This is a genomic window from Rossellomorea sp. NS-SX7, from assembly GCF_052828565.1.
Map to the genome: position 1 here is coordinate 1,361,626 of NZ_CM128249.1, position 12,877 is coordinate 1,374,502.

A 12,877-nucleotide genomic window follows, 5' to 3' on the forward strand; every position below is an offset into this window, starting at 1 on the left:
GGAAGAAGGCAAATATTCTTCCCTTGATCAATCGAGAAAGGCAGATCCTTAAATCCCGGGTCTGCCTTTTTTTTTGCTGCATACAATATAATGAGGGCACAATGTTGACCTAAGGGCATTCGGGGTCGCATTCAAACGTTTAGGGAGGGGATCTCTTGTGGTTCGAATATCTGAATTCCAAATTAAAGACGTAGTCAATATATCGGATGGAAGAAAGTTGGGGAATATTGGAGATATCGAAATCAATTTGGATACAGGCAGAATTGAAGCAATTGTCATCGGAGGAGGCGGAAAGTTACTTGGTTTCTTCGGGAAAGATGAGGATATTGTCATCCCGTGGAAAAGTATAGTGAAAATTGGTGAAGATGTCATACTGGTTCGACATAAAGAAAGCCATTATATACAGGGACAGCTGGAAGAACCGAAAGAATCTTCTTGATAAATGACGAATATTCAGATTCTGTGGTACACTTATAAAAAAAGAAGGAGATTCAATCGTGTCTACCGAGCCTTTTTACAAAGAAACTGAATCGTTTTATACAATAAAGAAATGGACTGAACAATTTCCCGGTTTGAAAGCGGGTATCACTACCAGGCTGGGGGGAGAAAGTGAAGGCTGTTATGATTCATTAAATATGGGCCTGCATGTTGGAGATGACAACCAGCATGTGGCAAAGAACAGAACAAGAATCGCTCAATCACTTCAATTCCCTTTAGAACACTGGGTAGGTGCCGAGCAGACCCATGGGAACAGGATTCATGAAGTAATTCCTGCTGACCGCGGCAAAGGGAGCATCTCATATTCCACGAGTATCAAAGACACGGATGGTTTTTTGACAGAACATCACAATACTTTGTTGACGATGTGTTATGCAGACTGTGTCCCTTTATATTTCCTTGATAAGCAGGATGGGAAAATAGGGGTCGCTCATGCCGGCTGGAAGGGAACAGTGGGGGAGATTGGACCAGCCATGATATCAGCATTCATGGACAGGGGTTCCCGGCTGGCTGATATAGAAGTCGTAATAGGACCTTCCATTTGTGAGACATGCTATGTTGTAGACGATAGAGTATTGGATCGAGTAAAAAAAGTACTAGAAGATGGTAACGACTTGCCCTATAATTTAAAGGAAGAGGGGCAATATCATTTGGATTTGAAGAAGGTGAACAGACTCCTTCTGCTTCAAAGCGGTTTAGCAGAAAAGCAAATCCATACTTCTGGTTATTGTTCTTCCTGCAGCAATGAATTTTACTCTTTCCGCAGAGATGAGGGGAAGACAGGAAGAATGATGAGCTTTATTGGCTGGAAGGAGATGTGAAATGAAAGTTGAGGAAAACCTGAAAATCATACAGGATAACATTTACGAAGCTTGCAGCAGTGCTGGAAGAAAGCCAGAAGAAATCAATATTGTTGCTGTAACGAAATATGTTTCAACAAAAAGAGCGGAGGAAGCCCTCCAAGCCGGGTTGATACACTTGGGAGAAAACAGGGATTCCGGTCTCTTGTCCAAGTGGGATGAATTAAAAGACAAACCGCAGTGGCATTTTATCGGTACACTTCAATCAAAGAAGGTTAAGAATATCATTGACAAAGTATCGTACATACACTCCTTGGATCGGTTATCCCTGGCCAAGGAAATTCATAAAAGAGCGGACAAGCCTGTCTCTTGTTTCGTTCAGGTGAATGTATCGGGTGAGGATTCGAAACATGGTATGTCTCCCCAGGATGTCGAAGGTTTCATTAAAAACCTCAAAGACTACTCCAATGTAAAGGTCATCGGCCTAATGACGATGGCGCCTTATACAGATGATGAAGGATTTCTAAGAAAATGCTTCCGCACACTAAGAGAACTTCAAGAAAAGATCCATTCCTTGGAATTATCTAATGCACCATGTACAGAGCTATCAATGGGGATGAGTAATGATTATAGTATTGCAATTGAAGAAGGAGCTACTTTTATCCGTATTGGATCAGCGTTAGTTGGAAATGACTGAGAGGGGATGTACGCAAATGGGCATTAAATCTAAATTGAAAACGTTCTTCCTATTAGATGAAGAAGAATATGATTATGAAGAAGATGAAAAGTTCGAAGAGGAATTCGAGGAGAAAAAGAAAATGAAAACACAACCAGTGTCTGGGTCCAAGCAGAATGTAGTGAGTCTTCAGAGCGTACAGAAATCTTCCAAGGTGATTTTGGTAGAACCAAGAGTTTATGCTGAAGCGCAGGAAATAGCAGACCACCTGAAGAATAGGCGGTCAGTGCTTGTGAACCTGCAGCGGATTCAGCATGACCAAGCTAAACGTATCGTCGATTTCCTTAGCGGTACAGTATACGCGATAGGCGGCGACATCCAGCGTGTGGGCATGAACATTTTCCTCTGCACACCTGATAATGTGGAAGTGAGCGGCAATATTTCTGAATTTCTTAAAGAAGAAGATATATCTGATTCAAGGTGGTAATGTAAATTATGGGATTTGTTTTTGAAGTATTATCTACACTTATTCAGCTTTATTCATGGGCATTAATCATTTATATATTAATGTCATGGTTCCCGAATGCGAGGGAATCTTCAATTGGGCAATTTTTGTCCAGGATATGTGAACCGTACCTGGAACCATTCAGACGGTTCGTGCCTCCGCTTGGAATGATCGATATTTCTCCAATCGTTGCATTCATTGTGTTGAATTTGGCTCAAATGGGCCTCAATCAACTATACATGTGGTTCATCTAATGGATGCACTATAAACATGTTTACCGTAAAGAACTGAAACATCTCAATCCGTTTCAGTTCTTTTATTTTGGCGTTAATGTATCTAAGATTATCTAAGGGGGTGAGTCCCGTGTCCATTTATCAGCATTTCAGGCAGGATGAAAAGGAGTTTGTAGATAATGTGCTACAGTGGCGGGAACAGGTGGAAAGCCAATATGCACCAAAGCGGACGGATTTTCTGGATCCGAGGCAGCAGCATATTGTCCAATCGATCATCGGGCAGAATGAAGAGGTGCTTCTATCCTTTTTTCCAAACCATACAGAAAGGAAAAGGGCTTTGCTATATCCCGCCTATTTCCATCCTGAAGAAGAAGATTATGGTATAAAGTTATTTGAGATTGAGTACCCTAGCAAGTTTGTTACAATAGAACATAGGCAAGTATTAGGAAGTATCATGTCTTTGGGACTGAAGCGTGAAAAGTTTGGAGACATCCTCACTGATGAACAGCGATTCCAACTAATCGTTGCAGAGGAAATATCTGATTTTGTCAAAATGGAATTAAACCAGATAGGCAAAGCAAAAGTGACACTGCAAACCGTTCCTTTTACAGATTTAATTCAAGCACGTGAGGAATGGCAGGAAAAAGTAACAACTGTGAGTTCCTTGAGACTGGATGCAGTCATAGCAGCCATTTATAATATCTCACGCCAGAAGACTCAAACTTACATCAAAAGTAATCTTGTAAAACTGAATTGGAAGACCACGGAAAACCCATCGATCGAAGTTGAAACAGGGGATGTAATATCGGTAAGGGGTTACGGCAGAAGTAAGCTTATTTCGATCGAAGGAAGAACCAAACGAGAAAAATGGCGAATTTCTTTGGGGATTCTTAAATAATTTATAGAAAAATAAAGGATTTTTCCCACATGCTGTCGAAATTTTAGTTATAATAAACTTGTAATTCACCAAGTACTGGAGGTGGCTCCCATGCCTTTAACGCCATTAGACATACATAACAAGGAGTTTAGTCGTGGCTTTCGCGGTTATGATGAGGATGAGGTTAACGAATTTTTAGATCAAATCATAAAAGATTACGAAATTCTTATCCGTGAAAAGAAAGAAACTGAAGAACGTTTGAATTCTCTTAATGAACGTTTGGGTCATTTTACAACCATTGAAGAAACGCTTAACAAATCCATCGTCATCGCTCAGGAAGCAGGGGAAGAAGTAAAGAGAAATGCAACGAAAGAAGCTAAGCTGATTATCAAAGAAGCGGAAAAAAATGCAGACAGAATCGTCAATGAATCACTTTCAAAAGCCAGAAAGATCGCGATCGAGATCGAAGAGCTTAAGAAACAGTCGAAAGTATTCCGTACCCGCTTCAAGATGCTGATCGAAGCGCAGCTTGATCTACTGGATACAGACGATTGGGATCAGCTGATGGAATTTGATTTAGATGCCACTGAATTAAAAACTCTTAAAGAAGAAGAGACTCTGTCTTGACGAAAGCTGCTTTCATTTCATATAATTGTAAAACAATCTGATTTGCCATAATAAAGGCTGAGATAGGGACAGTACGTTTCTACTTTGATTCCTATATAGCGAACCGGGGATGGTGGGAGCCCGGTGAGGAAATAGAAGCGGAAGATCACCCTTGAGCTCCAAACATGAAACTCTAAAAGTTACTTGTGATGATTAGTGTTTGGCGTTTTATTCACGTTACGAATGAAACGAGTGAAAATGTCCTTTTGGATATTTTTATGAGGGTGGTACCGCGGGAAAGCTTTCTCGTCCCTTTTTAGGGATGAGAAAGCTTTTTTTGTTATCCGGATTGATTAAGAACACAAGAAAGTAGAAAAGATGGCAATTAAGATACATGCTGAAGGAGGATTTTAAATAATGGAGTATAAAGATACTTTATTGATGCCGAAAACTGAGTTTCCGATGAGAGGGAACTTGCCTAAAAGAGAACCTGAAACTCAAGAGAAATGGGAAGATATGGACATCTACAAAAAGGTTCAGGATCGTACAGAAGGGCGCCCGCTATTTGTCCTTCATGATGGGCCTCCATATGCAAATGGAAATCTCCACATGGGGCACGCACTGAATAAAATCCTGAAAGATTTTATCGTACGATTTAAATCAATGAACGGTTTTCACGCACCATATGTTCCGGGCTGGGATACACACGGACTTCCGATTGAGCAGGCACTTACGAATAAAGGTGTGAAGCGTAAAGAAATGACTGTCGCAGAATTTCGTAAATTATGCGAAGAATACGCTTATGAACAAGTAGATATCCAGCGTACTCAATTTAAGCAATTAGGAGTTCGCGGTGACTGGGAAAATCCTTATATCACTTTAAAACCTGAATACGAAGCACAACAAATCAAAGTATTCGGTGACATGGCGAAGAAGGGATATATCTACAAGGGCAAAAAGCCTGTCTACTGGTCTCCTTCAAGTGAATCTGCCTTGGCAGAAGCTGAGATCGAGTATCAAGATAAACGCTCTCCATCCATTTATGTAGGGTTCAAAGTGACCGATGGAAAAGGGGTCCTCGAGGAAGGCACTCAGTTCATCATCTGGACGACAACCCCATGGACAATTCCTGCAAACCTTGGCATCGCGGTTCATCAGGACCTCACATACGTAGTTGTATCTGTCAATGGCAGCTCGTATGTTGTGGCTGAAGACCTGCTTGAAGATGTTGCAGAGAACCTTGAATGGGCAGGGGCTGAAGTAACGAAAAAGGTCAAAGGTTCGGAGCTTGAACGCCTAAAAGCCAAACATCCGCTCTATGACCGTGAATCCCTTGTCATCCTTGGGGATCATGTTACAACTGACTCAGGTACAGGATGTGTTCACACTGCACCTGGCCACGGGGAAGATGACTTCCTGGTCGGTAAGAAATATGGGTTGGAAGTATTGTGCCCTGTTGATGATAAAGGCGTAATGACTTCTGAAGCTCCGGGCTTCGAAGGGCTCTTCTATGACAAAGCAAACAAACCGATCACCGAAAAGCTGCAGGAAGCCGGAGCATTATTGAAGCTTAACTTCATCACGCATTCATATCCACATGACTGGCGTACAAAGAAACCTGTTATCTTCAGAGCGACTGCTCAATGGTTCGCGTCCATCGATAAATTCCGTGATGAGCTGCTGCAAGCTGTCAAGGACACGAAATGGGTTCCAAGCTGGGGTGAAACCCGTCTCTTCAATATGGTAAGAGACCGCGGAGACTGGTGTATTTCAAGACAGCGTGCATGGGGTGTCCCAATTCCTGTATTCTACGCGGAAAACGGCGAAGAGATCATAACAGATGAAACAATCAATCATGTATCTGCTTTATTCAGTGAGCATGGTTCAAATATTTGGTTCGAAAGAGAAGCGAAAGATCTTCTTCCAGATGGTTTTACTCATGAGGGCAGCCCGAATGGCCAGTTCACGAAAGAACAAGACATCATGGATGTATGGTTTGACTCAGGTTCTTCTCACCAGGCAGTACTTGAAGCACGCGAAGATTTGCAGCGTCCCGCAGATCTGTACCTCGAAGGATCCGATCAATATCGCGGATGGTTCAATTCATCCTTGACGACAGGTGTTGCAGTTACGGGAAAAGCGCCGTATAAAGGTGTCTTGAGTCACGGCTTCGCCCTGGACGGTGAAGGAAGAAAGATGAGTAAATCACTTGGAAACGTCGTTGTACCTGAAAAAGTCATGAAACAGCTTGGTGCAGACATCCTTCGTCTGTGGGTAGCTTCGGTTGACTATCAATCAGATGTACGCGTATCTGATCCGATCTTAAAGCAGGTAGCAGAGGTATATAGAAAAATCCGTAACACATACCGATTCCTTCTAGGTAACTTAGCGGATTTCGATCCAAAAGCCGATGCGGTATCCTATGAGAATCTCCGTGAAGTCGATCAGTTCATGATGGTCAAGTTGAATGACTTGGTAAAAAATGTGAAAAATTCTTATGACAACTATGAATTTGCAAGCATCTATCATGCAGTGAATAACTTCTGTACACTGGACTTGAGTTCATTCTATCTTGATTTCGCGAAAGATGTCCTGTACATCGAAGCAAAAGACAATTTTGAACGACGTGCGATGCAGACTGTATTGTATGAAGCATTGGTCGTTCTTACAAAATTAATGTCTCCGATCCTTTCTCATACAGCAGACGAAGTTTGGGCTCATGTACCTGGAGTAGAGGAAGAAAGTGTACAATTAACGGATATGCCTGAATGGAAGGAACTTCCTAATGCTGAAGAGCTTAAGAAAAAATGGAATGCGTTCCTTGAGCTGCGCGACGATGTATTAAAAGCCCTTGAGGAAGCGCGTAATCAAAAGCTTATCGGTAAATCATTAACGGCAAAAGTAACCCTTTACGTAAATGATGAAACAAAATCACTATTGAATTCAATTTCAGAAGACCTAAAGCAATTGTTCATCGTGTCAGCTATTGAAATTGGCGGTGGATCGGGTGAAGCGCCTGCAGAAGCCTTAACTGTCGGACAGAACAGCATTGTCGTTGAAAAAGCGGAAGGCGAAACATGTGACCGCTGCTGGATAGTCACTCCAACAGTTGGAGAAGACAAAGATCATCCTTCCCTATGCACTAGATGTGCGTCCGTAGTCAAAGAAAATTATTCACACTTAGCATAAAATATAAAAAAAGCTGGTCCTATGTTATAGGATCAGCTTTTTTCTATGGGGTATGATAAAGATCATTATTGAGTTTTAGGCAGTTCCAGCTGTTGATTGGAGTGCAAGACGAAGACTCCTGCGGGAAAAGCGAGACAAGTGAGACCCCGCAGGAGCGTAGCGACGAGGAGGCTCACCGGCCGCCCGCGGAAAGCGAAGTCTTGCACGGAAATCAACAGCGGTGTTTAACAGAACTTTTTTGGATTAAATAAAATGCTCTTATCGAATGAAGAAATTATATGGATGAAAACATTGACATTTCTCATCAAATGGCTTTGTATCGTCTTTGCTGAACCCAATTCCATAATTACTATATCTTGCAAGACAAATTTTATGACACTTACCTCCATACTAAGAGTGGAGGGATCAAGATGACATATGACCGATACACATCCATCATTCAAGAACTGACAGCATCCTTGAAAGAGCTAGAGGCAAGTCAATCTCAACATCCTTTAATTCAACATTATATACACCAGGAGATTTCAGATGTGAAGCATGCCCTTCATCTGGCCTCACAAAATCGTTACGGACTTTGTGAGATGAGCGGGGAAGAAATTCCTTTCGATTTAATCAAAGTGAATCCAACGCTCACTTCGATAACAGAAGCAAATGATTGGAGGCAGTACGGCAAAATTCAGATGGGCAGGTATTCATAAAACAATCTTTTTATAAAAGCCTTAGATTAAGTGTCTTTATTCTATTGTTTGTGCTAAAATGCAAAGGTAATCATTTCATACGATGTGGAGGTTGCCTTTGTGTTTTATTATTTAGTGGCTTTGGTTGTAATTGGATTGGATCAGCTGACGAAATGGTTGGTTGTGAAAAAGATGACAGAAGGGGAGAGCATAGAAATCATTGAAAATCTTTTCTATTTGACTTCTCATCGAAATCAAGGTGCAGCATGGGGAATACTCCAGGGGCAAATGTGGTTTTTTTACATTATTACGTTAGTAGTGATTGTAGGTATCGTGTATTATATGCAGGTCCATGCAAAAGGACAGTCTTTATTTAGTTTAAGCCTTGCTTTTATGCTTGGTGGAGCAATAGGGAACTTTATTGACCGTGTCTTTCGAAAAGAAGTTGTCGACTTTTTAAATACATATATTTTTTCCTATGATTTCCCGATTTTTAATATTGCCGATGCAGCATTGACGATTGGAGTAGCGCTATTAATTATTTATATGTATCTGGACGAACGAAAAGCAAAGAAGGAGAAAGAGAATGGAAGTAATTCAGCACATCATACAACAGAACGAACAGGGCGAACGAATTGATAAAATTGTCAGTGGATTGAATAATGAATGGTCACGTTCACAAGTTCAGCAATGGATTAAAGAAGGACATATCACAGTGAATGATGAAAAGGTAAAACCAAACTTTAAATGTCCATTGGAATCGAGGATCACTGTTACGATTCCCGAACCGGAAGAATTAGATGTAGAACCCGAGAATCTTCATCTTGATATCACTTATGAAGATTCAGATGTGATTGTAGTGAACAAGCCGAAAGGTATGGTTGTACATCCCGCACCCGGCCATTACTCTGGGACGATGGTGAATGGTCTTATGTATCATTGCAATGATCTCTCCGGCATCAACGGTGTATTGAGACCGGGGATCGTGCATCGTATCGACAAAGATACATCAGGTTTATTGATGGTCGCGAAAAATGATTTGGCACATGAACACTTAGTCAATCAGCTTGTCGAAAAGACAGTCACAAGAAAATATACCGCTATCGTACATGGACTGATCCCGCATGAATACGGGACGATCGATGCTCCTATCGGACGCGACCCCAAAGACCGTCAAAGTATGGCCGTCGTTGACAATGGGAAGAATGCGGTCACGCATTTTAAAGTATTGGAGCGATTTAAGGATTTTACTTTGGTACAGTGTGAATTGGAAACAGGAAGAACTCATCAAATCCGCGTCCATATGAAGTATATCGGATATCCGCTCGCAGGTGACCCTAAATACGGTCCGCGTAAAACATTGAATATTGATGGACAGGCGCTCCATGCCGGCGTATTGGGTTTCAACCACCCAAGGACAAATGAGTATATGGAATTCCAGGCCGAGCTGCCAAACGAATTCAAAGAGCTGTTAACGCAATTGAAAAATAAATGATTGACAAAACATCGAACTACCTGTACCATTTAGTTAATTGAATAACACCTTTAATACGGTCCCGTGAGGCTGAGAAGGAGCATGTACGACCAATTACTTTTGGCGTGCAATGATTTATACGATAAGTGTACCCTCTCATCCCTAAGGTGAGAGGGATTTTTTATTGAATCAGCGTTTACGATCAATAGTAAATCGGGAAGCTGTGTATAGAGCAGTTGAATCATCACCGATTATAAAATGATAAGAATGTGAAAAGAGGTGCAGTAATGACAAAGAAAGCTACGGTGTTAGATCAGCCAGCCATCAGAAGGGCACTGACGCGAATCGCACACGAAATCATCGAACGAAATAAAGGTATCGAAAATTGTGTACTGGTCGGTATCAAAACCAGAGGGATCCACATTGCCAACCGCTTGGCTGAACGCATTCACGATATCGAAGGAGAAGAAATCCCTGTAGGTGAAATTGACATTACACTGTACAGAGATGATCTCAGCAAAAAAACAGCAGATAACGAACCAGAGGTCAAAGGATCGGATCTGCCTGTGGATATCACCAATAAAAAAGTCATACTTGTAGATGACGTATTGTTTACGGGAAGAACAGTAAGAGCAGGACTCGATGCACTGATGGACAGAGGGCGTCCGAGCCAGATTCAATTAGCGGTCCTTGTGGACAGAGGTCATAGGGAACTTCCGATCAGAGCTGATTTTGTCGGAAAGAATATTCCAACCTCAAGTTCCGAAAAAATCATGGTCTCGCTTTCTGAAGTAGACGGTGAGGAACAAGTAACCATACACGAAAATGAATAAAGCATAATCCTTTTAAGATTAGTCCAGAGAGGCTGACAAAGGATGGGAATGAAGTGCTCCAGGCCTTCTTATACCCTCTTTGTACCCTCTTGCAGGACAAAGAGGGTATTTTTTTGGAGAAAAACAGAATCAAGGGAGGAACAAGTTATGAATGAAAATCAAAAAATAGTACTTGATGTAGAAGAAAGACCGAATCCAGGGAAATGGCTCACACTGAGCATACAGCATCTTTTCGCAATGTTCGGGGCAACGGTACTGGTTCCTTTCCTAGTAGGTTTGAGCCCCGGCGTTGCATTGATTTCAAGTGGTTTGGGGACATTGGCGTACCTGATCATAACAAGAGGCAGAATCCCCGCGTACTTAGGTTCATCCTTTGCATTCATCGCACCGATTCTTGCTGCTAAAAGCTTTGGCGGACCACAAGCAGCCATGATGGGAAGTTTCCTTGCCGGAATTGTCTACGGTATCGTCGCACTGCTTATATCGAAGCTAGGTCTGAAATGGCTGGTCCGCATCCTGCCTCCAATCGTGGTCGGTCCCGTTATCATGGTCATCGGTCTGGGGTTGGCAGGTACGGCAGTCAACATGGCGATGTATGAAAATCCGGGAGCGGAAAATCTGGTGTATAGCAACACTCATTTCATGGTAGCACTCGCTACATTAGCGATAACCATCATTTGCTCGATTTACTTCAAAGGGTTCCTTGGCATGGTACCGATTCTTGCAGGAATCGTCGGAGGCTACATCATTGCGGTGTTTGCGGGGCTGGTTGATTTTCAAAAAGTGATCGAAGCGCCGATCTTACAAATGCCTGACTTCTTTATACCTTTTGTAGACTATACACCAAGCTTTTCTTGGGAAATCGTTTCAATCATGGTGCCGGTAGCACTCGTGACGCTGGCAGAACATACTGGGGACCAAATGGTATTAAGCAAGGTGGTCGGACGGAACTTCATCGAAAAACCAGGCCTTCATCGTTCGATTCTAGGTGACGGGGTCGCAACGGTGATTGCCTCCCTGATAGGAGGGCCGCCTAATACAACTTACGGTGAAAACATTGGAGTCTTGGCCATCACACGCGTATTCAGCGTGTTCGTCATAGCCGGAGCAGCGGTGCTTGCCATCACTTTCGGTTTCATCGGAAAGATCACAGCATTGATCGGCTCGATCCCATCAGCGGTCATGGGCGGTGTATCAATCCTTCTGTTCGGAATCATCGCTTCAAGCGGACTGCGCATGCTGATCGATAACAAAGTAGATCTTGGAAACAAGAGGAATCTGGTAATCTCCTCGGTTATCCTCGTAATCGGGGTCGGAGGGGCTTTCGTAAAAGTAAGTGATGAGATTTCATTATCTGGCATGGCACTGGCAGCGATTGTAGGAGTAGTGCTGAACCTGGTCTTACCTGGAAGAGAAGAAAGTGAAGGAAATAATAATCTCTTTGAAGAAGAACACTCTTCAAAAAATGAAGTTGCATAGAAACACCTTTTAAGTAAGTCCAGAGAGTCTACAAGGGTGAAATTTGAACGGGACAAGGGAGCAGTATACTCCCATGTCTTTAGAAGTATGTTCAAAACCACCCTGTCGCACCTATGGCAGGGTGGTTTTTTTAGGAGGGGTTCATCGTGAAGAGCTTATTGACAATGAATGAATTAACAAAAGAAGAAATCATCGACATCCTTGATCAGGCTGAACGATTCAAGGAAGGTGAGTCCTGGGACAAAGGGTCAGATAAATATGTTGCGAACCTTTTCTTTGAAGCAAGTACTCGTACCAAGTGCAGTTTTGAAATGGCAGAAAGGAAGTTGGGGCTCGAGGTCATTCCCTTCGAGGCACATACTTCGAGTGTACAGAAAGGCGAAACACTATACGACACAGTACGGACCCTGGAAGCGATAGGGGTTGAAACGGTCGTCATCCGACATACACTCGAGCGCTACTTTGATGAACTCTCAGGTTTGAGAACAAGGGTGATCAACGGGGGCGACGGGTGCGGGAATCATCCGACCCAATGCTTATTGGATCTTTTGACCATACGTCAGGAATTTGGAGGGTTTGAAAATCTTCAAGTGGCAATCATCGGGGATATTGCACATAGCCGGGTAGCACGATCAAATGCCGAGGCGTTGAAGAAATTGGGAGCCGAAGTCGTTTTCTCAGGGCCGCGCGAATGGTTCCCGCCTGAATATCAAGATCAGTATATGACGGTTGATGAAAGTGTGGCGACATCAGACGCAGTCATGCTTCTAAGGATCCAGCATGAACGCCACGGAAGCACGTCAAACCTTACAAAAGAAGAATATCACGAAAGCTTCGGGCTGACGGTAAGCAGAAAAGAAAGAATGAAAGAAAACAGCATCATCCTTCATCCTGCCCCTGTCAATCGAGGTGTGGAAATTGCCGATTCATTGGTGGAATGCGATAAATCAAGAATTTTCAAGCAGATGGAAAACGGAGTATTTGTAAGGATGGCTGTGTTGAAAAGGGCACTGGATAACAACGAATAGGG

14 protein-coding genes and 1 other annotated feature are annotated in these 12,877 nt (G+C 42.6%); all 14 genes read left to right on the forward strand.

All coding sequences use genetic code 11. The features are described 5' to 3' along the window. Positions 1–157 precede the first annotated feature (157 nt). The 14 genes from ACUXV2_RS06670 to ACUXV2_RS06735 all read left to right on the forward strand — a co-directional run bounded on the left by ACUXV2_RS06670 (position 158) and on the right by ACUXV2_RS06735 (position 12,875). The gene (locus ACUXV2_RS06670) at positions 158–439 is read left to right on the forward strand and encodes a YlmC/YmxH family sporulation protein (protein WP_175988847.1); all 282 of its coding nucleotides are present in this window, start codon (positions 158–160) and stop codon (positions 437–439) included. A gap of 58 nt (positions 440–497) precedes the next feature. Beyond that, positions 498–1,319 (forward strand): peptidoglycan editing factor PgeF, encoded by an 822-nt coding sequence (gene pgeF / locus ACUXV2_RS06675; protein WP_446246253.1) that lies wholly within the window; start codon positions 498–500, stop codon positions 1,317–1,319. 1 nt (position 1,320) lies between these two features. Continuing rightward, positions 1,321–1,995 carry a YggS family pyridoxal phosphate-dependent enzyme gene (locus ACUXV2_RS06680; RefSeq protein ID WP_446246254.1) on the forward strand — a complete coding sequence of 225 codons (675 nt, stop codon included), beginning with the start codon at positions 1,321–1,323 and terminating at the stop codon, positions 1,993–1,995. A gap of 16 nt (positions 1,996–2,011) precedes the next feature. Further along, entirely contained in the window at positions 2,012–2,461 is a 450-nt protein-coding gene (locus tag ACUXV2_RS06685; RefSeq protein ID WP_446246255.1) for a cell division protein SepF, read from the forward strand. Between the two features lie 8 nt (positions 2,462–2,469). Further along, complete coding sequence (locus tag ACUXV2_RS06690; RefSeq protein WP_446246256.1) at positions 2,470–2,733, forward strand: YggT family protein; 264 nt, start codon at positions 2,470–2,472, stop codon at positions 2,731–2,733. A 109-nt stretch (positions 2,734–2,842) separates the two neighbouring features. Further along, positions 2,843–3,610: a YlmH family RNA-binding protein gene (locus ACUXV2_RS06695; RefSeq protein WP_446246257.1), complete on the forward strand. Its 768-nt coding sequence runs from the start codon at positions 2,843–2,845 to the stop codon at positions 3,608–3,610. 90 nt (positions 3,611–3,700) lie between these two features. Then, the gene (locus ACUXV2_RS06700) at positions 3,701–4,216 is read left to right on the forward strand and encodes a DivIVA domain-containing protein (protein ID WP_446246258.1); all 516 of its coding nucleotides are present in this window, start codon (positions 3,701–3,703) and stop codon (positions 4,214–4,216) included. Positions 4,217–4,266: 50 nt separating this feature from the next. Continuing rightward, positions 4,267–4,512 (forward strand) — a binding site (T-box leader). Between the two features lie 100 nt (positions 4,513–4,612). Beyond that, positions 4,613–7,384, forward strand: a complete 2,772-nt coding sequence (gene ileS, locus ACUXV2_RS06705; RefSeq protein WP_446246259.1) for an isoleucine--tRNA ligase — start codon at positions 4,613–4,615, stop codon at positions 7,382–7,384. Positions 7,385–7,794: 410 nt separating this feature from the next. After that, positions 7,795–8,082: a hypothetical protein gene (locus tag ACUXV2_RS06710; RefSeq protein WP_446246260.1), complete on the forward strand. Its 288-nt coding sequence runs from the start codon at positions 7,795–7,797 to the stop codon at positions 8,080–8,082. A gap of 99 nt (positions 8,083–8,181) precedes the next feature. Continuing rightward, entirely contained in the window at positions 8,182–8,700 is a 519-nt protein-coding gene (gene lspA, locus ACUXV2_RS06715; RefSeq protein ID WP_446246261.1) for a signal peptidase II, read from the forward strand. Then, on the forward strand, positions 8,648–9,556 hold the full coding sequence (locus ACUXV2_RS06720) for an RluA family pseudouridine synthase (RefSeq protein ID WP_446246262.1): 909 nt from the start codon (positions 8,648–8,650) through the stop codon (positions 9,554–9,556). Before lspA ends, ACUXV2_RS06720 begins: the two co-directional genes overlap by 53 nt. 266 nt (positions 9,557–9,822) lie before the next feature. After that, positions 9,823–10,368: a bifunctional pyr operon transcriptional regulator/uracil phosphoribosyltransferase PyrR gene (gene pyrR / locus ACUXV2_RS06725; protein ID WP_446246263.1), complete on the forward strand. Its 546-nt coding sequence runs from the start codon at positions 9,823–9,825 to the stop codon at positions 10,366–10,368. Positions 10,369–10,410: 42 nt separating this feature from the next. Then, positions 10,411–11,847: a uracil-xanthine permease family protein gene (locus ACUXV2_RS06730; protein ID WP_446246264.1), complete on the forward strand. Its 1,437-nt coding sequence runs from the start codon at positions 10,411–10,413 to the stop codon at positions 11,845–11,847. A 146-nt stretch (positions 11,848–11,993) separates the two neighbouring features. Next, the gene (locus ACUXV2_RS06735) at positions 11,994–12,875 is read left to right on the forward strand and encodes an aspartate carbamoyltransferase catalytic subunit (protein ID WP_446246265.1); all 882 of its coding nucleotides are present in this window, start codon (positions 11,994–11,996) and stop codon (positions 12,873–12,875) included. Positions 12,876–12,877: the final 2 nt, after the last annotated feature.

Coding starts and splice junctions, on each gene's coding strand:
- ACUXV2_RS06680 (WP_446246254.1), top strand. CDS start 1,321: ATGAAAGTTGAGGAAAACCTGAAAATCATACAGGATAACATTTACGAA.
- ACUXV2_RS06685 (WP_446246255.1), top strand. CDS start 2,012: ATGGGCATTAAATCTAAATTGAAAACGTTCTTCCTATTAGATGAAGAA.
- ACUXV2_RS06690 (WP_446246256.1), top strand. CDS start 2,470: ATGGGATTTGTTTTTGAAGTATTATCTACACTTATTCAGCTTTATTCA.
- ACUXV2_RS06700 (WP_446246258.1), top strand. CDS start 3,701: ATGCCTTTAACGCCATTAGACATACATAACAAGGAGTTTAGTCGTGGC.
- ileS (WP_446246259.1), top strand. CDS start 4,613: ATGGAGTATAAAGATACTTTATTGATGCCGAAAACTGAGTTTCCGATG.
- ACUXV2_RS06710 (WP_446246260.1), top strand. CDS start 7,795: ATGACATATGACCGATACACATCCATCATTCAAGAACTGACAGCATCC.
- ACUXV2_RS06720 (WP_446246262.1), top strand. CDS start 8,648: ATGGAAGTAATTCAGCACATCATACAACAGAACGAACAGGGCGAACGA.
- pyrR (WP_446246263.1), top strand. CDS start 9,823: ATGACAAAGAAAGCTACGGTGTTAGATCAGCCAGCCATCAGAAGGGCA.
- ACUXV2_RS06730 (WP_446246264.1), top strand. CDS start 10,411: ATGGGAATGAAGTGCTCCAGGCCTTCTTATACCCTCTTTGTACCCTCT.